The sequence below is a fragment of the Hydrogenophaga sp. genome (assembly GCF_019264445.1).
GTDB lineage: Bacteria > Pseudomonadota > Gammaproteobacteria > Burkholderiales > Burkholderiaceae_C > Hydrogenophaga.
This window is the reverse complement of record NZ_JAHVAB010000076.1, coordinates 60,016-79,197: the sequence shown is the minus strand read 5'-3', so window position 1 is coordinate 79,197 and position 19,182 is coordinate 60,016. Positions and strand designations below refer to the sequence as shown.

Genomic DNA, 19,182 nt, shown 5'->3' with positions numbered 1-19,182 from the left:
GAAGGGCGGGTGGACTCAGGGATTCCAGGACAGGAAGTTGCGGTAGAGCGCCAGCCCCTGATCGGCGCTCTTCTCCGGGTGAAACTGGGTGGCAAAAATATTATCGTGCGCGATGGCCGCCGCAAAGCGTCCGCCATAGTCGGCTTCGCCTGCACAGTGCTCGGTCCGGGCAGGTCGGGCGTAGAAGCTGTGAACAAAGTAAAAGTAGGCGCCTTCCGCAATGCCCGCCCACAGCGGGTGCGACGGGCCACGACCGAGCTCATGGAACACCGGGTTCCAACCCATCTGCGGCACCTTGAACCGGCTGCCATCGGCCTGCAGCTGTCCTTCCAGCTGGAAGCGCACCACTTCGCCCGGAATGAGACCCAGGCCTTGCGTAGGCCCTTCTTCGCTGCGATCCAGCAGCATCTGCATGCCGACACACACGCCAAACAACGGTTTGTGGGCTGCGGCGTGCAATACGGCATCCAGCAAACCAGAGCCGGCCAGCTCTCGCATGCAGTCACCCATGTGGCCCTGCCCGGGCAGCACGACGCGGTCGGCGTCAAGCACGGCTTGGGCGTCGGCGGTGACGAGCACGTCCACGTCCTGCGCGCGCGCGACGTGTTGCACTGCCTGCGATACCGAGCGCAGGTTCCCGCTGCCGTAGTCGACCACGGCGACTGTCTTGCGTTTCATCGGACAGGAGAGCTCAGAGCGAGCCTTTGGTCGAAGGAATCACGTCACCCATGCGCGGATCGCGCTCCAAGGCCATGCGAAGCGCACGGGCAAACGCCTTGAACACCGTCTCGGCCTGGTGGTGGGCGTTCTCGCCGTGCAGGTTGTCGATGTGCAAGGTCACCCCCGCGTGGTTGACGAAACCCTGGAAGAACTCGAACGCCAGCTGCGTGTCGAAGCCGCCCACCATGCCGCTCTTGAACGGCACGCGCATGTGCAGGCCGGGACGGCCAGAGAAATCGATCACCACGCGCGACAGGGCTTCGTCCAGCGGAACGTAGGCGTGGCCGTACCGGCGAATGCCCTTCTTGTCGCCCACGGCCTGTGCGAACGCCTGGCCCAGGGTGATGCCCACATCCTCAACCGTGTGGTGGCCGTCGATGTGAAGGTCGCCTTTGGCCTGGATGTCGAGGTCGATCAGTCCATGCCGGGCAATCTGGTCGAGCATGTGGTCGAAGAATCCGATGCCGGTGGACAGGTTGGCCTGGCCGGTTCCATCGAGATTGACGCGCACGCCGATCTGCGTTTCCGAGGTGTTGCGCTGCACATGTGCCACGCGGTCGGACACGGTAGAGACAGGAGGCGTCTGGGTCATAGGGTGGCTTGAAGGGCGCGGATCAACTGGGCGTTTTCCGACAGTGTCCCCACCGTCAGGCGCAGACAGTGGGTCAGCAGTGGATGCATTTTAGAAACATTCTTCACCAGAATGCCTCGGGCCTTGAGCGCATCAAAACAAAGTTGCGCATCGGGCACCCGCACCAGCACCATGTTGGCCTCGCTCGGAAAGGGCACAAAGCCAGGCATGCGCTGCAGAGCTTCGACCAGCACGGTGCGCTGCTCACGAATCTGAGCGGCTTGCCGGGCGAACACTGGCGCGTGTTCCAGTGCGAACAACGCACATTCCGCATTGAGCACACTCACGTTGTAAGGAGGGCGCAGCTTGTCGATTTCGTGCACCAGTGCCTGCGGGCCGAGCATGTAGCCAATGCGCACACCCGCCAGGCCAAACTTGGAGAGGGTGCGCATCAGCAGCACGTTGGCGTTGTCCGCCGGGTGGGCGCGAATTTCGTCGAGCCAGCTTCGGCTGGAGAACGGCTGGTAGGCCTCATCCATCACCACCAGCCCACCGAACCGGGCGGCCTCGGCGATCAGGCGGCGAATGGTGTCAGCGCTCCAGAGGTTGGCCGTCGGGTTGTTGGGATACGCGATGTAGGTGATGGCAGGCTGGTGCTCGCGCATCGCGGCCAGCATGGCGGGCTCGTCCAGTTCGAAGTCGGCAGTGAGTGGCACGCCCACGAACTTCAAGCCCTGCAGCTGTGCACTCATGGCGTACATCACGAAGCCGGGCAGCGGCGCGAGGATGGATGCGCCGGGCAAGTCGCAACCCATCGCCAGCAGCGAGATGAGTTCGTCCGAGCCATTGCCCAGCATCAACGCGCACCCGTCGGGCATGTTCACGTAACGCGTCAGGGCTTGCTTGAGCTCGTCGATGCGCGCGCCGGGATACCGGTGGATGGCCACTGCACCCAGGCGCGCACCCAGCTCCGCCTGCAATTCGGCCGGCAGCGCAAACGGGTTCTCCATCGCATCGAGCTTGACCATGCCCGTCGCGTTCTGGATCGCGTAGGCGTGCATCGACTGCACGTCCTGGCGGATCATGCGCAGCGGACTGGCGCTCATATGGTGCCCCGCATGGGTGGCACGTCCTTCAGCCGAAGCTCGGCCGCGCGCGCATGCGCCTGCAGTCCTTCGCCGTACGCCATCTCGGCAGCAATCACACCGAGGTTCTGCGCACCGGTCGCGCTCACCTCGATGAGGCTGCTGCGCTTCTGGAAGTCGTAGACGCCCAAAGGTGAAGAGAAACGCGCCGTGCCGCTGGTGGGCAACACGTGGTTAGGCCCGGCGCAGTAGTCGCCCAGGCTTTCGCTGGTGTAAGCCCCCAGGAAGATGGCCCCCGCGTGCTTGAGCAGTGGCTCCCAGCGGTGCGGCTCGCTGCTGGAGACCTCCAGGTGCTCGGGCGCAATGCGGTTGCTGATGGCACACGCCTCTTCCATGCTTCGCGTGTGAATGAGCGCCCCGCGGTCGTTCAGGCTGCGGGCGATGATGGCCGCGCGCGGCATGGTCGGCAACAGGCGATCGATTTCGCGTTGCACCGCATCGATGTAGGCGGCGTCCGGGCACAACAGAATGCTCTGCGCCAGCTCGTCGTGCTCGGCCTGGCTGAAGAGGTCCATCGCAACCCACTCCGCGGGCGTGCTGCCATCGGCCAGCACCAGAATTTCGCTGGGGCCCGCGATCATGTCGATGCCCACGGTACCGAACACACGCTTCTTGGCACTGGCCACGTAGGCGTTGCCCGGGCCGGTGATCTTGTCGACCTTGGGCACCGTGGCCGTGCCGTAGGCCAGTGCCGCCACCGCCTGTGCACCGCCCATGGTGAAGGCGCGTGTGACACCGGCCACAAAAGCGGCAGCCAGCACCAGATCGTTGCGCTCGCCGCGCGCGGCGGTCGCGGCGCCTGAGCCCCCGGTGGCCACACTGCCCCGCACCGGCGTGGGCACCACCATGATGATTTCCTGTACGCCAGCCACGTGCGCCGGCACTGCGTTCATGATCAGGCTGGACGGATAGGCTGCCTTGCCGCCCGGCACATAGATGCCCACGCGGTCCAGCGGGGTGACCTTCTGGCCCAGCAAGGTGCCATCTTCGTCGCGGTAACTCCAGCTCTCGCCGCCCGCCTTCTTCTGCGCCTCGTGGTAGCTGCGAACGCGACGCGTGGCCGCCTCAAGCGCCTCGCGCTGTGCGGCGGGCAGGCTGTCAAAGGCCGCCTTGAAGTCCGCCTGCGTCAGCTCAAGCGCCGCCATGCTGCTGGCGGCCAGCCCATCGAAACGAGCGGTGTACTCGAGCACCGCCTCATCGCCGCGCTCGCGCACGTCTGCCAGGATGTCAGCCACGCGCTGCTCGATAGCGCCATCGGTCTCGGCCGACCAATGCAGGCGGGCCTTGAACTGCGCCTCGAAATCGGCAGAGCTGGTGGACAGGCGAACAGGTTGGGCAGTCAGGCTCATGAAGTCGCTGGGTTCTTGACGATGGCTTGTGCGAAGGCGTCAATGATGGGTCGGATGACGGCCTGTTTGAGTTTGAGCGAGGCTTGGTTGACCACGAGGCGCGCGCTGATATCCATGATGCGCTCCACCTCGACGAGGTGGTTGGCCTTGAGCGTGTTGCCGGTGGACACCAGGTCGACAATGGCATCGGCCAGGCCCGTCAACGGCGCAAGTTCCATGCTGCCGTAGAGCTTGATCAGGTCCACGTGCACGCCCTTGCTGGCGAAAAACTCGCGCGCGATCGACGTGTACTTGGTCGCCACCTTCAGACGCGAGCCCTGGCGAACCGCCGAGGCGTAGTCGAAGTCCGCACGCACCGCCACACTCACGCGACACCGCGAGATGTTGAGATCCAGCGGTTGGTACAAGCCCTGGCCGCCGTGCTCGATCAGCGTGTCCTTGCCGGTCACGCCCAGGTCGGCGCCGCCGTGCTCTACATAGGTGGGCACGTCGCTGGCCCGCACGAGCACCACGCGAACCTCGGGGTTGCTGGTCGGCAGGATCAGCTTGCGCGACTTTTCGGGATCTTCCAGCACCTCGATGCCCGCTGCCCGCAGCAGCGGCAAGGTCTCGTCGAAGATGCGGCCTTTGGAGAGGGCGAGCGTGATCAAAACCAGGTTCCTTGCGAGGTAAGCAAATCCAGAAACACCGCGGGACTGGCTTCGCCAGACCGCTGGTGTTGCCCCCTTGAGGGGGTCGCGCAGAGCGCGGCGGGGGTGTTCATTTCACCCTCTCGATGTCGGCGCCGATGCCACGCAATTTGGCTTCCATCTGGTCGTAGCCGCGGTCCAGGTGGTAGATGCGATCGACGATGGTTTCGCCCTCGGCCACGAGGCCGGCGATCACCAGGCTGGCGGAGGCGCGCAGATCGGTGGCCATGACGGTGGCGCCGGAGAGCCGTGGGATGCCCTCGATCACCGCGACCTTGCCATCGGTCTGGATGCGCGCACCCAGGCGCACCAGTTCGTTCACATGCATGAAGCGGTTTTCGAAGATGGTCTCGGTGACCTTGCTCGCGCCTTCGGCAATGCAGTTGAGCGCCATGAACTGCGCCTGCATGTCGGTGGGAAAGCCAGGGTACTCGGTGGTGCGGAAACTCTGGGCCTTCAGTCGGCCCGAGGCGCGCACGCGGATGAAATCGCCCGCGCTGTCTTTGCCGGCTTCAATCTCGGCGCCGGCTTCGTGCAGCTTGTCGATCACAGCATCCAGGTGGTCGGCACGGCCATGGCGCAACACCACGTCACCGCCCGTGGCGGCCACCGCGCACAGAAATGTGCCGGTCTCGATGCGATCGGCCACCACCTGGTGGGTGCAGCCATGCAGACGTTCGACACCCTGCACGTGGATGCGGCTGGTGCCGTGACCCTCGATCTTGGCGCCCATGGCGATCAGCATCTCGGCGAGATCGCCGATCTCAGGCTCCTGCGCCGCGTTTTCCAGCAGGGTCTCACCTTCGGCCAGGGCCGCGGCCATGAGAAAGTTTTCCGTGCCGGTGACGGTGACCATGTCGGTGGCAATGCGCGCGCCATGCAGGCGCGTCTTGCCCGCCGGGAGCTTGGCGACCATGTACCCGTGCTCGACCACAATCTCGGCGCCCATCGCCTGCATGCCCTTGATGTGCTGGTCGACCGGGCGCGAACCGATGGCGCAGCCGCCAGGCAACGACACGCGCGCATGGCCGAAGCGGGCCAGCAAGGGCCCAAGCACCAGCACCGAAGCGCGCATGGTCTTGACCAGCTCGTACGGTGCCTCGGGCTTGATCGGGTCCGCCGCCTGCAGGGTGATCCCCCCCCGCTCGCCGTGCGTCTGGGTCTGCACGCCCATGTTGTCCAGCAGCTTGCGCATGGTGGCCACGTCTTGCAGGCGCGGCACGTTGTTCAACGTCACCGCATCGCTGGTGAGCAGCGCGGCGCACAACTCGGGCAGGGCGGCGTTCTTGGCGCCGGAGATGGTCACTTCACCCTTGAGGGTGCGGCCGCCGTTGATTCGCAGTTTGTCCATGGAGCGCGTCGTTCAGGGTTGGGATGCCCACTCGGCGGGCGTGTAAGTCTTCATCGACAAAGCGTGCACCTCGTCGTTCTGGATGCGGGCGCCCAGCGTGCCGTACACGGCCTGATGACGTTTGATCGCGCGCAAGCCTTCAAACGCCGGCGACACGATCACGGCGGCCCAGTGGCGGCCGTCGCCCGTGACTTCAATGTGCTCGCAAGGCAGGCCGGCGGCAATGAGGTTTTGCAGTTCTTCAGCGGTCATGGGGAATCTTTTAGTGCCGGATCTTGTAGCCGGTCTTGAGCAGGTGCAGCGCGACCGCGCTCACCGCGGCCAGCGCACCACCCACCAGCGCCAGACTGATCCACGGGGAGACGTCGCTCTTGCCGAAGAAGCCATAGCGGAAGCCGTCGATCATGTAGAAGAACGGGTTGAGGTGGCTCACGCGCTGCCAGAAATCCGGCAGGGAGTGGATGGAGTAGAACACGCCCGACAGGAAGGTCATGGGCACGATGATGAAGTTCTGAAACGCGGCCATCTGGTCGAATTTCTCAGCCCACAGACCGGCGATCAATCCGAGTGCGCCCAGCAGGGCCGCGCCCATGAAACCAAACGCCAGGATCCACAGCGGCGCCACCAGCGAGGGCTGCGCAAACCACCAGGTCACCACCATCACCCCCGTGCCCACGGCCAGGCCGCGCACGATGGACGAGCCCACGTAAGCCACGAACCAGGCGCGGTGCGACAGCGGCGTGAGCAGCAGGAACACGAGATTGCCCATGATCTTGCTCTGGACCAGCGACGACGAGCTGTTGGCAAACGCGTTCTGCAGCACGCTCATCATCACCAGGCCGGGCAGCAGGAAGGCCGTGTAGCTCACGGAGTCGTAGACCTGCACACGGTCTTCGAGCACATGACCAAAGATCATCAGGTACAGGATGGCCGTGATCACCGGCGCGGCCACGGTCTGGAAGCCCACCTTCCAGAAGCGCAGCACTTCCTTGTAGAACAGGGTTTGCCAGCCGCTCATGCCGTCACCTCCGCCGATGCAGCAGCGCGCGGCTGCGCACCCGTGAGATCGAGGAACACGTCTTCCAGATCGGCCTTGCGGATTTCGATGTCTTCCGGCGAGACGCCCACCTCGCGCAGGCGCGCCAGAATGCGCTCCACCGCCAGCGCGTCGTTGGCGGGCAGTTGCACCACGCGACCGGTGATGCGCGCCTGCACAGCCAGATCCACCGGCAGGGCCGCATCGGTCTTGAAGCGCAACACATTGGAGGCGGCTCGCGCGAGCAGCGCCGATGTGGATTCGAGTGCCACCACCCTGCCCTGCTTGAGCATGGCAATACGGCCACACAGCGCCTCGGCTTCTTCGAGGTAGTGCGTGGTGAGCAACACGGTGCTGCCCAGGCGCTTGTTGAGGTCCGACACAAATTGCCACAGGGTCTGGCGCAATTCCACGTCCACGCCTGCGGTGGGCTCGTCGAGCACGATGACGGGCGGCTTGTGCACCAGCGCCTGCGCGATCAGGACGCGGCGCTTCATGCCGCCGGAGAGCTGGCGCATGTTGGCCGTGGCCTTGTCGGCCAGCCCCAACCCTTCAAGCAGTTCGTCGATCCACGCCTCGTTGCGCTGAATGCCGAAGTAGCCCGACTGGATGCGCAGGGCTTCCCGGACATTGAAGAACGGATCGAACACCAGCTCTTGCGGGACCACGCCCAGCTGGCGGCGCGCAGCCGCGTAGTCGGCCTGCACATCGTGCCCGTGCACGAGCACACGCCCTGCAGTGGCGCGCGCCAGGCCGGCCAGCACGCTGATGAGGGTGGTCTTGCCGGCACCATTGGGCCCAAGCAGGCCAAAGAACTCGCCCGGTTCAATATCGAAGGACACCGACTGCAGCGCATGCAGCGCACCGCGCGAGGTCGGATAGGTCTTGGAAACTTGCTGGAAAGAGACGGCAGGCATGCGCGGGGAGGACCCATGGCTCACCGGCCGCGGGCAGGACATCTGGCACCCGCCGGTGAACCGGGTATTTTATGCGCGCCCCTCTGTCCGCGCTGGCGAGGGGGCGCAGCGACGCGCCCTCACGCCGAGGGGAGCAGCTCGTGAACGCCGTAGAGCGTGGCCAGGTCTTCCAGGCGCCGGGGCCAGCCGCTCACGCTCATGGCCTTGCCTTGTTCCAGCAAACGGCGGCGCAACTCCAGCAACACGGAAAGCGCAGCGGAGTCGAACACCTCAAGGGCGCCAGCATGCACCACCACCGTGGCATCCGGTTGGCGCGCCAGCTCGCCACCCAGCCGGGCGAGGGTCGCACCGGCCTCGGCAAGCGTGAGGCGCTGCGGGAGCGCCAGGGTGGCGGTGGCAGCCATCGATCAGCTCGTCTTGGCGGTGGCGCTGCTCTTGTTGCGCTGCGCCAGCGAGGCGATCAGGCCGTCAATGCCCTTGCTGCCGATCTCCTGGGCAAATTGCGTGCGGTAGGTTTCCACCAGCCACACACCCAGCACGTTCAGGTCGTAGATCTTCCAGCCGTTGGCCGTCTTCTCCATGCGGTAGTCCAGCTGGATCGGCTCACCCTTGCCCCGCACTTCAGAACGGACCACCACCTCGGTGTCCTCCGGCTTCGAGCGCATGGGGCGGAAGCTCAGCGTCTGGTCCTTGACTTCACCCAATGCCCCCGAATAGGTGCGCACCAGCAACGTCTTGAACTCTTCCTGCAACTGCTTCTGCTGCTCGGGCGTGGCCTGGCGCCAGTAGCGGCCCACCACGGAAGACGTCATGCGCGTGAAGTTCACGTTAGGCATGATCTTGGAGTCCACCAGCGCGACGATCCGGTTGACGTCACCGGCCTGAATGGCCGCGTCGGACTTGATGGTGGCCAACACGTCGGCCGAAATGCGCTTGACCAGCGCATCGGGCGCCTCTTCCATTGCCAGCGCGGGCAGGGAGAACGCGCCTGCTGTGGTCATCAACAGGGCGGCAAGCCAGGAGCGGCGTTTCATCATGTGGATTCCTTTCGAGGCCATCGGCCTTGCTGCAGAGAGGGCAGCGTAGTTCATCGGAGCGGCCGGATTGTGAAGGGGTTCCCCTTCAATCGTTGCGATTCGTATCCTTGCCGCGCTCGAAACCATCGCCCAGACCAATGCCCTTGTCGATCAGGTCGTCGATCTGGCTTTGCCGGCGGTTGAGGTAAAGGTCTCGCGTAAAGCTGTATTTGTCCAGCGCAGCCTCTTCGAGCAGCGACGATGCGCGCAGGTAGGTCGCTCGGGTGTCGACCACGCGCAATGCGGTGAGCGAGTTGCGGGTGGGCACGTGGTTCAGGCCGCTGACCATGTCCACGGAAGAGTCGACCACCAGGCCCGTGCCATCACGCACGGAAGAAGACCCGAAGATCGGCAGCACCAGATACGCGCCTGCCGGAGCGCCCCAGCGCCCAAGCGTCTGGCCGAAGTCCAGCCGGGTGCGCGGAATGCCCATTTCGCTGGCGATGTCGAGCACGCCCGCCAGGCCAAAGACCGTGTTCACACTGAAGCGCATGAGGTTTTCGGTGGCCTCCCGCGGGCGAAGCTGCAGCCCGGCGTTCACCGATGACCAGAGGTCGCCCAGGTTGCCAAAGAAGTTGCCCACCCCGGTGCGGATGGGACTTGGGGTGATGTCCTGGTAGACGGTGGCCACTGGCTTGAGCACGGCCGTGTCGACCGCGTCATTGAACTGGTACACGCTTCGGTTGAAGGGCTCCAGCGGGTCGCGTGGGTTGGCATCCGGGCCGGTTGCGCAGCCCGCCGCCAGCACGACGGTGGCGGACAGCAGCGCCCCTTTCGAAGCCTTGGTCGCAAAGGTGAGGTGGGTCGATGTCATGTGTGGATTCCCTGGGAATTGCACCCGGCTTGTGGGGCGCCAAGACTGCATTCTCGACGGCACGGAAGCCTGCGCGCCCGATCCGTTGCAAAGCCCCCACAAGCACTATTTGGCAGGCGCTTCCTGCTGGTTGCTGCCATCGGCTGCTCGGCTGAAGAGGAACTGGCTGATCAGGTTTTCCAGCACGATGGCCGACTGCGTCTGGGTGATCACGTCACCGTCCGCAAAGTTCTTCTCGTCGCCGCCGGGCTCGATGCCGATGTACTGCTCGCCCAGCAAGCCGCTGGTGAGGATCTTGAGCGAGCTGTCCTTGGGAAATGCGTAGCGCGACTGCAGCTCCAGGCGGATATTGGCCTGAAAAGTCTTGTCATCGAAAGTGATCGACTCCACCCGCCCCACCAGCACACCGGCGCTGCGCACCGCCGCCTTGGGCTTGAGACCGCCGATGTTGTCGAACCGGCCGACCACGTGATAGGTCTTCTCGAAGTTCAAGCTCAGCAGGTTGGCCGACTGCAACGCGAGAAACAGGATGGCCGCCGCGCCGATCAGCACGAACAAGCCCACCCAGACGTCATTTTTGGAAGTTTGCATGTCCACCGACTCCATTCAGATGCTGAACATCATGGCGGTGAGGACAAAGTCCAGCGCCAGCACGGTCAGCGAAGCCACCACCACGGTGCGGGTGGTGGCGCGAGAAACCCCTTCGGGCGTGGGATGCGCCTCGAAGCCCTGCAACAGCGCGACGAAGGTGACGGCAAAGCCGAACACCACGCTCTTGATGACGCCATTTCCCACATCAGCCCAGACGTCCACCCCGCCTTGCATCTGGCTCCAGAACGCGCCAGGGTCCAGGCCGATGAGCAGCACGCCCACCACCCAGCCACCGATGACGCCCACCGCGCTGAACACCGCCGCCAGCAGCGGCATGGTGATCACGCCTGCCAGGAAACGGGGCGCCAGCACACGGCGCACCGGGTCCACCGCCATCATCTCCATGGCGCTGAGCTGTTCGCCGGCTTTCATGAGGCCGATCTCGGCCGTGAGCGAGGTGCCAGCGCGTCCGGCAAACAGCAATGCCGTGACCACCGGCCCGAGCTCGCGCATCAGGGACAGCGCCACCAGCAGGCCCAGCGCTTCGGTCGCGCCGTAGCGCTGCAACGTGTAGTAGCCCTGCAAGCTGAGCACGAAGCCCACGAACAGACCCGAGACACCGATGATGGCCAGCGAGTGGTTGCCGAGAAAGTGAATCTGGTCGCGCACCAGCGAAGGGCGGCGCATCGCAGCCCCCATGAGCCACAGCAAGCGACCAAACAGCCGCGTGCCACGACCGATGCTGGCCAGCTGAAGACGCACGGCACGGCCCACGCGGGCGGGATGCAGGGCGTTCATGGGCGAGACCCTTCTCGGCCTTGTGGGCCAAAGTCTTGGGCGAGCGCCGGCCCGGGGTGGTGGAAACGCACCGGACCGTCGGGCAGCGCGTTGACAAACTGGTGCACCAGCGGATCCTGGCTGTGGCGCACTTCTTCGGGCGTGCCCTGCGCGGCAATCTTGCCGTTGGCCAGCACGATCACCTTGTCGGCGATGTGGAAGGTTTCGTCGAGGTCGTGCGACACGACGATGCTGGTCAGGCCCATGGCGTCGTTGAGCTGGCGGATCAGGCGCGCGGCCGTGCCCAAAGAAATGGGATCGAGGCCAGCGAAAGGCTCGTCGTACATCACGAGTTCCGGGTCGAGCGCAATGGCGCGCGCCAGCGCCACGCGCCGGGCCATGCCGCCCGAGAGTTCGCTGGGCATGAGATCGCGCGCCCCGCGAAGGCCCACGGCGTTCAGCTTCATCAACACGATGTCGCGCACCATGGCATCGGGCAGCTGTGTGTGCTCGCGCAGCGGAAACGCCACGTTGTCGAACACGCTCATGTCGGTGAACAGGGCGCCGAACTGGAACAGCATGCCCATGCGCCGGCGCGCCGCATACAGCGCCTTGGCGCCCATGGTGGTGACATCCTGTCCGTCAAACAACGTCTGCCCGCGCTGCGCACGGATCTGCCCGCCAATGAGACGAAGGACGGTGGTCTTGCCACCGCCGGACGCACCCATGAGCGCGGTGACCTTGCCGCGAGGCACGGTCAGCGAGACATTGTCGAGAATGGCGCGGTCACCGTAACCAAAGGTCAGGTTGCGCAGTTCGACCAAAGGGGGATGGGATTCGGTAGGCATCAAACAAAAAACCGGGCAGTTCAGCGCCCGGTTTTTGGATGATACGGGATTCGGGCTCACCCCGAACCGTGACGAAACGTGTCAGCGCGGCAGGTCGGAGAAGCCCATGAGGAACTCGTCCACCGCGCGTGCCGCCTGGCGGCCTTCGCGGATGGCCCACACCACCAGGCTCTGGCCGCGGCGGATGTCACCGGCAGCAAACACCTTGGGCACGTTGGTGGCGTAGCCGCCCGTGAAGTCGGTGCTGGCCTTGGCGTTGCCGCGCGCGTCCTTGTCCACGCCAAAGCCATCGAGCACCGACGCCACCGGACTCACGAAGCCCATGGCGAGCAGAACGAGGTCGGCCTTGTAGGTTTTCTCGGTACCGGCGATTTCCACCAGCTTGCCGTCCTTCATTTCCACGTGCACGGTCGTCAAACCGGTGACCTTGCCCTTTTCGCCGATGAACGCCTTGGTGGAGATCGCGAACTCGCGCACGCAGCCTTCTTCATGGCTGGAGCTGGTGCGCAGCTTGAGCGGCCAGTACGGCCACACCAGGGGTTTGTTTTCCTGCTCGGGCGGCTGGGGCATCACCTCGAACTGCGTGACGCTCACCGCTCCGTGTCGGTTGCTGGTGCCCACGCAGTCGCTGCCGGTGTCGCCACCGCCGATCACGATCACGTGTTTGCCATCGGCCCGCAACTGGGCCTTGAGCTTGTCACCGGCATTGACCTTGTTCTGCTGCGGCAGGAACTCCATCGCGAAGTGCACGCCGTCGAGTTCGCGGCCTGGCACGGGCAGATCACGGCTCTGCTCGGCACCACCGGTGAGCAGCACGGCATCGAAGTCCTTTTGCAGCTGCTCGGGCGTGATCGTTTCCTTGGCCCAGTTGGTGACCTTGCTGTCCTTGGGCAGGTTGCCCACCATCACTCCCGTGCGAAACACCACGCCTTCGGCTTCCATCTGTGCCACGCGGCGGTCAATGTGGGTCTTCTCCATCTTGAAGTCGGGGATGCCGTAGCGCAGCAGGCCCCCCACGCGGTCGTTCTTCTCGAACAACGTCACGTCATGGCCGGCGCGCGCGAGTTGCTGCGCTGCGGCCATGCCGGCCGGGCCAGAACCCACCACTGCGACTGTCTTGCCCGTCTTGTGGCGCGGCAACTGGGGCTTCACCCAGCCTTCAGACCACGCGCGGTCGATGATCGCGTGCTCGATGGACTTGATGCCCACGGCGTCGTCGTTCACGTTGAGCGTGCAGGCCGCCTCACAGGGCGCGGGGCAGATGCGGCCAGTGAACTCGGGAAAGTTGTTGGTGCTGTGCAGGACGGTGATGGCGTTCTGCCAGTCGCCCTGGTACACGAGGTCGTTGAAGTCCGGAATGATGTTGTTGACCGGACAGCCGCTGTTGCAGAACGGCGTGCCGCAGTCCATGCAGCGCGCGGCCTGAACCTTGGACTGCTGGTCATCCAGACCGACCACGAATTCCTTGTAGTGCTTCACGCGCTCCGGCACGGGCTTGTAGCCCTCTTCCAGACGCTCGTATTCCATGAAGCCAGTGACTTTTCCCATGATGCGATTCCTTCGTTTGCGTGCGTGCGGCGGGCTTACTTGGCGGGGGCAGCGGCCTTCTTGGCCGTGGTCTGCGCCTTGGCGGTAACGACCGCCGCTTCCTTGCGAGCGTGGATTTCGCCGAGCGCGCGCTTGTACTCGTTGGGGAACACCTTCACGAACTTGCCGCGCGACTGCGCCCAGGTGTCGAGCAGCTCGCGCGCGCGCTTGCTGCCCGTCCAGCGGTTGTGCTCCTCCAGCAGCTTCTTGAGCTGGGCTTCGTCGCTCAGGCTACGGTGCCAGATCGCCTTGTCCAACGTGGCTTCCTGCTCGGCCACCGGCAGCACTTTCTCGAGGCTGACCATGGCGGTGTTGCAGCGCTTGGCGAAATCGCCGTCTTCGTCGTAGACGTAAGCCACGCCACCGCTCATGCCGGCGGCGAAGTTGCGCCCGGTCTTGCCGAGCACGACGACGGTGCCACCGGTCATGTATTCACAGCCGTGGTCGCCCGTGCCTTCCACCACTGCGGTGGCGCCAGAAAGGCGCACGGCAAAGCGCTCGCCGGCCACGCCGCTGAAGAAAGCCTCACCGGTGGTCGCGCCGTACATCACGGTGTTGCCCACGATGATGTTGCGCGTGGCTTCGCCACGGAAGTCGATGCTCGGGCGCACCACCACGCGACCGCCGGACAAACCTTTGCCGGTGTAGTCGTTGGCGTCGCCAATCAGGTACAGCGTGATGCCGCGCGTGAGGAAGGCGCCGAACGACTGACCGCCGGTGCCTTCGAGCTGGATGCGGATGGTGTCATCCGGCAAACCTTCCGGGTGCACCTTGGTCACCGCGCCCGAGAGCATGGCGCCCACCGAGCGGTTGACGTTGCGCGCCACCTCGATGAACTGCACCCGCTCGCCCTTGTCGATGGCGGCGCGCGACTTCTGGATCAGGATGTTGTCCAGCGACTTCTCGAGCCCGTGCTCCTGCTCCTGCGTGTGGAAGCGCGGCACGTCGGCCGGCACGGCGGGTTGCGCCAGCAGGCGGCCAAAGTCCAGGCCACGCGCCTTCCAGTGCTCGATGCCCTGCTTCATGTCCAGCAGGTCGGCGCGGCCGATCAGGTCGTCGAACTTGCGGATGCCCAGCTGGGCCATGATCTGGCGCGCTTCTTCGGCGATGAAGAAGAAGTAGTTCACCACGTGCTCGGGCTTGCCGCTGAATTTCTTGCGCAGCACCGGGTCTTGCGTCGCCACGCCCACCGGGCAGGTGTTGAGGTGGCACTTGCGCATCATGATGCAGCCCTCGACCACCAGCGGGGCGGTCGCGAAGCCGAACTCGTCAGCGCCCAGCAGCGCGCCGATGACGACGTCTCGGCCGGTCTTCATCTGGCCGTCGGCCTGCACGCGAATGCGGCTGCGCAGGCGGTTGAGCACCAGGGTCTGCTGGGTTTCGGCCAGGCCGATTTCCCAAGGGCTGCCCGCATGCTTGATCGACGACCAGGGCGAAGCCCCGGTGCCGCCGTCGTGCCCTGCGATCACCACGTGGTCGGCCTTGCACTTGGCCACGCCCGCCGCAATCGTGCCCACACCGATTTCGGACACCAGCTTCACGCTGATGCTGGAATGCGGCGCCACGTTCTTCAGGTCGTGGATCAGCTGCGCCAGGTCTTCGATGGAATAGATGTCGTGGTGCGGCGGCGGGGAAATGAGGCCCACGCCCGGCACGCTGTGGCGCAGCTTGCCGATGTAGTCGCTCACCTTGCCACCGGGCAACTGACCGCCCTCGCCCGGCTTGGCGCCCTGGGCCATCTTGATCTGGATCTGGTCGGCGCTGTTGAGGTACTCGGCCGTGACGCCAAAGCGCCCCGACGCCACCTGCTTGATCTTCGAGCGCATGGAGTCACCGGCCTGCAGCTCGTAGTCGACCTCAAAGGTGTCCTTGCCCAGCAGGTCCGACATGGTCTGACCCTGCTTGATGGGAATGCCCTTGAGTTCGTTGCGGTAGCGCATGGCGTCTTCGCCGCCCTCGCCCGTGTTGCTCTTGCCGCCGATGCGGTTCATGGCCACCGCCAGCGTGGCGTGCGCTTCGGTGGAGATGGAACCCAGCGACATCGCCCCCGTGGCAAAGCGCTTGACGATTTCGGCCGCGGGCTCGACTTCGTCGATGGAAATGGCGGTGCTCGGATCGATCTTGAATTCGAACAGGCCGCGCAGCGTCATGTGGCGGCGGCTCTGGTCGTTGATGATCTGTGCGTACTCCTTGTACGTGTTCCAGTTGTTGGCGCGCGTGCTGTGCTGCAGCTTGGCGATCGCATCAGGCGTCCACATGTGCTCTTCGCCGCGGGCACGCCAGGCGTACTCGCCACCGGCATCGAGCATCGTGGCGAGCACGGGGTCGTCGCCGAAAGCGGCCTTGTGCATGCGGATGCCTTCTTCGGCGATCTCGAACACACCAATGCCGCCTACGCGGCTGGCGGTGCCGGTGAAGTACTTGTTGACCGTTTCGCTGTTGAGGCCGATGGCTTCAAACAGCTGGGCACCGCAGTACGACATGTAGGTCGACACGCCCATCTTGGACATGATCTTGGACAGACCCTTGCCGATGGCCTTGACGTACTGGTAGATGGCCTTGTCCGCGCTCAGGTCGCCCGGCAAGCCCTTGTGGATGGCTTGCAGCGTTTCCATGGCGAGGTAGGGGTGCACGGCTTCGGCGCCGTAGCCCGCGAGCACGGCAAAGTGATGCACTTCGCGCGCGGTACCGGTTTCCACCACCAGACCGGCGGTGGTGCGCAGGCCTTCACGCACGAGGTGCTGGTGGATGGCCGAGAGCGCCAGCAAGGCGGGGATGGCGATCTGCGTGGCGCTGATGGCGCGGTCGCTGATGATCAGGATGTTCTTGCCACCCTTGATGGCGTCCACCGCACCAGCGCACAGCGAAGCCAGTTTGGCTTCTACGCCTTCGCGGCCCCAGGCGGCAGGGTAGGTGATGTCCAGCGTATGGCTGCGGAACTTGCCCTGCGTCACGGCGTCGATGTCGCGCAGCTTGGCCATGTCGGCGAAGTCGAGCACGGGCTGGCTCACTTCGAGCCGCATCGGCGGGTTGACCTGGTTGATATCGAGCAGGTTCGGCTTGGGTCCGATGAAGGACACCAGCGACATCACGATGGCTTCGCGGATCGGGTCGATCGGCGGGTTGGTCACCTGCGCGAACAACTGCTTGAAGTAGTTGTAAAGCGGCTTGTTCTTGTCGGACAGCACGGCCAGCGGGCTGTCGTTGCCCATGGAGCCGATGCCCTCTTCGCCGTTGGCGGCCATCGGGCTCATCAGGAACTTGATGTCTTCCTGCGTGTAGCCGAACGCCTGCTGGCGGTCCAGCAGCTCGGGCGCCACGTTTTCCACGCCGCCGGTCTGCGGCTCGGTGGCGCTGATGCGTTGCTCTTGCGCGGACTCACCCGCGACCGGCGTTTCCACGTCGTCCAGGCGAATGCGCAGGTTGTCGATCCACTGCTTGTAGGGCTTGCTGTTGGCGAGGTTGGCCTTGAGCTCCTCGTCATCGATCATGCGGCCCTGTTCGAGATCGATCAGGAACATCTTGCCGGGCTGCAGGCGCCATTTGCGCACGATCTTGTTTTCGGGCACAGGCAAAACGCCCGACTCCGAACCCATGATCACGAAGTCGTCGTCGGTGATGCAGTAACGCGAGGGGCGCAGGCCATTGCGGTCCAGCGTGGCGCCAATCTGGCGGCCGTCGGTGAACACGATGGAAGCCGGGCCGTCCCAGGGCTCCATCATGGCGGCGTGGTATTCATAGAAGGCCTTGCGGCGGCTGTCCATGGTGGTGTGCTGCTCCCACGGCTCGGGGATCATCATCATCACGGCCTGCGCCAGCGGGTAGCCCGCCATGGTGAGCAGCTCCAGGCAGTTGTCGAACGTAGCGGTGTCGGACTGGCTGGCAAAGCTGATGGGGTAGAGCTTCTGCAGGTCGGCGCCCAGCACCGGCGAGGACATCACGCCTTCACGTGCCTTCATCCAGTTGTAGTTGCCCTTGACCGTGTTGATCTCGCCGTTGTGGGCGACATAGCGGTAGGGGTGGGCCAGCGGCCACTCGGGGAACGTGTTGGTGGAAAAGCGCTGGTGCACCAGGCCCAGGGCCGAGACGCAGCGCTCGTCTTCGAGGTCGCGGAAGTAGGTGCCCACCTGATCGGCCAGCAGCAGGCCCTTGTAGACCACGGTGCGGCTGCTCATGCTCACCACGTAATACTCTTTGGAGTGCGTGAGCTTGAGGCGCTGGATGTTGGCGCTGGCGGTCTTGCGGATGACATACAGCTTGCGCTCCAGCGCGTCCTGCACGATCACGTCGTTGCCACGCCCGATGAACACCTGGCGAATGATCGGCTCTTTCTCGCGCACGGTGGGTGACATCGGCATGTCGCGGTTCACCGGCACGTCGCGCCAGCCCAGCAGCACCTGGCCTTCTGCAGCGATGGCGCGCTCCATTTCCTGTTCGCAGGCCAGGCGGCTGGCGTGCTCTTTCGGCATGAAGATCATGCCGACGCCGTATTCGCCCGCGGGCGGCAGCATCACGCCCTGGGCCGCCATTTCCTCGCGGTACAGCGCGTCGGGCAACTGAATCAGCAAGCCAGCGCCATCGCCCATGAGCTTGTCGGCACCGACCGCACCGCGGTGGTCCAGGTTCTCCAGGATCTTCAAGCCTTGCTGCACGATCGCGTGGCTCTTCTCGCCCTTGATGTGCGCCACGAAACCCACGCCGCACGCATCGTGCTCGTTGGCCGGGTCGTACAGGCCATGTTGCTGGAGGTGCTGCTGCTCGGCTGCCGTGGTCATGGCGCTTCCTTTTCGGTTCGTGGGCGTGAATGCAAAAAATCGGATTGCGAGCTTATTGCATTGCAACAACAATGCCAAGCAATTTAAATGGGGTCAGATTCTATTTAATGAGGCTAGATAGTCATTGAATATTTATTGGGGACAGATCAAATCCGTCTGTCGAAGCTGCCTGTTGATACGCCACATCAGGGCTTCTCAGCCCGCCTGGACACAGGACGGCCCGGCTTGGCCGGCGCGATGCGGCGCGGTGTGCGCTTCTGCAACTCAGCGGTGAAGGTGGCGTCGCCCAGTGCCCAGCCGTACAGGGTCGCGTCGGTGATGGCACCTTGCTGCGCCACAGACTGGCCGGCGTGCACCAATTCGGTGTACGCCGCCTCCCGCGCGAACGGCGTGTTTCCGAGGCCCCAGTACACCGAAGGCGGCGTCACGCGCCGGTCAGACGCCTGGCCGATGTAGTGGCGGTGGCTCGACCAGGGATGCTGCCGCGCTTCGCTGACCATGCCTGCCCGCACCGGATTGAGATCCATGTAGACCATGCAGGCGAGCAGATAGCGCTCGGCCTGGACCAGGGTGGAGCGGTACCGCCCTTCCCACAGTGTCCCCGTGCGGCCATGCAGGTCGTTGAAGTAGCGAACGTATCGGCGTCCGACGGCTTGCATCATGAGCGGCACGCCTTGCGCCGTCTCAGGCGTGAGCAACAGGTGGAAGTGGTTGTGCATCAGGACGTAGGCGTTGAGAGCCACCTGATGCTTGCGCGCGTTCTCGGCCATCAGGTCCAGCAGGCATTCGCGGTCCGCATCGCTGCGGACGATGTCCTGGCGGTTGTTGCCGCGTTGGATGATGTGGTGCGGATAACCCGCGACGGTCAAACGGGGAAGACGGGCCATGGTGCGTGCGGTGGCGACGCTGCGAAGCGCCGCATGTGAACCTGACCCC

Annotated in this window: 18 protein-coding genes; all 18 read right to left on the bottom strand. The window is 64.7% G+C overall.

Annotation, left to right across the window (positions count from 1 at the left end):
- Nucleotides 1–15: 15 nt before the first annotated feature.
- Nucleotides 16–678, bottom strand: coding sequence for an imidazole glycerol phosphate synthase subunit HisH (gene hisH / locus KXJ60_RS16815; RefSeq protein ID WP_291130622.1), 663 nt, complete (start codon nt 676–678; stop codon nt 16–18).
- A 13-nt stretch (nt 679–691) separates the two neighbouring features.
- Nucleotides 692–1,312 (bottom strand): imidazoleglycerol-phosphate dehydratase HisB, encoded by a 621-nt coding sequence (hisB, locus tag KXJ60_RS16810; RefSeq protein ID WP_291130619.1) that lies wholly within the window; start codon nt 1,310–1,312, stop codon nt 692–694.
- Nucleotides 1,309–2,397 carry a histidinol-phosphate transaminase gene (gene hisC, locus KXJ60_RS16805; protein ID WP_291130617.1) on the bottom strand — a complete coding sequence of 363 codons (1,089 nt, stop codon included), beginning with the start codon at nt 2,395–2,397 and terminating at the stop codon, nt 1,309–1,311. The genes hisB and hisC overlap by 4 nt, the downstream gene beginning before the upstream one ends.
- Nucleotides 2,394–3,785 (bottom strand): histidinol dehydrogenase, encoded by a 1,392-nt coding sequence (gene hisD, locus KXJ60_RS16800; protein WP_291130614.1) that lies wholly within the window; start codon nt 3,783–3,785, stop codon nt 2,394–2,396. Before hisD ends, hisC begins: the two co-directional genes overlap by 4 nt.
- The gene (gene hisG, locus KXJ60_RS16795; protein ID WP_291130611.1) at nt 3,782–4,435 is read right to left on the bottom strand and encodes an ATP phosphoribosyltransferase; all 654 of its coding nucleotides are present in this window, start codon (nt 4,433–4,435) and stop codon (nt 3,782–3,784) included. Before hisG ends, hisD begins: the two co-directional genes overlap by 4 nt.
- Before the next feature lie 109 nt (nt 4,436–4,544).
- Nucleotides 4,545–5,825, bottom strand: a complete 1,281-nt coding sequence (gene murA, locus KXJ60_RS16790; RefSeq protein ID WP_291130609.1) for a UDP-N-acetylglucosamine 1-carboxyvinyltransferase — start codon at nt 5,823–5,825, stop codon at nt 4,545–4,547.
- Nucleotides 5,826–5,837: 12 nt separating this feature from the next.
- Nucleotides 5,838–6,077, bottom strand: coding sequence for a BolA family protein (locus tag KXJ60_RS16785; protein WP_291130606.1), 240 nt, complete (start codon nt 6,075–6,077; stop codon nt 5,838–5,840).
- A 10-nt stretch (nt 6,078–6,087) separates the two neighbouring features.
- Complete coding sequence (locus tag KXJ60_RS16780) at nt 6,088–6,843, bottom strand: ABC transporter permease (protein WP_291130604.1); 756 nt, start codon at nt 6,841–6,843, stop codon at nt 6,088–6,090.
- Nucleotides 6,840–7,778 (bottom strand): ABC transporter ATP-binding protein, encoded by a 939-nt coding sequence (locus KXJ60_RS16775; RefSeq protein WP_291130601.1) that lies wholly within the window; start codon nt 7,776–7,778, stop codon nt 6,840–6,842. Before KXJ60_RS16775 ends, KXJ60_RS16780 begins: the two co-directional genes overlap by 4 nt.
- Nucleotides 7,779–7,897: 119 nt before the next feature.
- Nucleotides 7,898–8,182 (bottom strand): STAS domain-containing protein, encoded by a 285-nt coding sequence (locus tag KXJ60_RS16770; RefSeq protein WP_291130598.1) that lies wholly within the window; start codon nt 8,180–8,182, stop codon nt 7,898–7,900.
- 3 nt (nt 8,183–8,185) lie between these two features.
- Nucleotides 8,186–8,812: an ABC transporter substrate-binding protein gene (locus tag KXJ60_RS16765; protein ID WP_291130745.1), complete on the bottom strand. Its 627-nt coding sequence runs from the start codon at nt 8,810–8,812 to the stop codon at nt 8,186–8,188.
- Between the two features lie 88 nt (nt 8,813–8,900).
- Complete coding sequence (locus KXJ60_RS16760; RefSeq protein WP_291130596.1) at nt 8,901–9,668, bottom strand: VacJ family lipoprotein; 768 nt, start codon at nt 9,666–9,668, stop codon at nt 8,901–8,903.
- Between the two features lie 105 nt (nt 9,669–9,773).
- Nucleotides 9,774–10,259, bottom strand: coding sequence for an outer membrane lipid asymmetry maintenance protein MlaD (gene mlaD / locus KXJ60_RS16755; RefSeq protein ID WP_291130593.1), 486 nt, complete (start codon nt 10,257–10,259; stop codon nt 9,774–9,776).
- Nucleotides 10,260–10,274: 15 nt separating this feature from the next.
- Nucleotides 10,275–11,057, bottom strand: coding sequence for a lipid asymmetry maintenance ABC transporter permease subunit MlaE (gene mlaE / locus KXJ60_RS16750; RefSeq protein ID WP_291130590.1), 783 nt, complete (start codon nt 11,055–11,057; stop codon nt 10,275–10,277).
- Nucleotides 11,054–11,884, bottom strand: a complete 831-nt coding sequence (locus KXJ60_RS16745) for an ABC transporter ATP-binding protein (protein WP_291130587.1) — start codon at nt 11,882–11,884, stop codon at nt 11,054–11,056. The genes mlaE and KXJ60_RS16745 overlap by 4 nt, the downstream gene beginning before the upstream one ends.
- An 81-nt stretch (nt 11,885–11,965) precedes the next feature.
- Nucleotides 11,966–13,432, bottom strand: coding sequence for a glutamate synthase subunit beta (locus KXJ60_RS16740; RefSeq protein ID WP_291130584.1), 1,467 nt, complete (start codon nt 13,430–13,432; stop codon nt 11,966–11,968).
- Nucleotides 13,433–13,467: 35 nt separating this feature from the next.
- Nucleotides 13,468–18,246 carry a glutamate synthase-related protein gene (locus KXJ60_RS16735; protein WP_291130582.1) on the bottom strand — a complete coding sequence of 1,593 codons (4,779 nt, stop codon included), beginning with the start codon at nt 18,244–18,246 and terminating at the stop codon, nt 13,468–13,470.
- A 185-nt stretch (nt 18,247–18,431) separates the two neighbouring features.
- Nucleotides 18,432–19,133: a transposase gene (locus KXJ60_RS16730; RefSeq protein WP_291130580.1), complete on the bottom strand. Its 702-nt coding sequence runs from the start codon at nt 19,131–19,133 to the stop codon at nt 18,432–18,434.
- Nucleotides 19,134–19,182 lie beyond the last annotated feature (49 nt).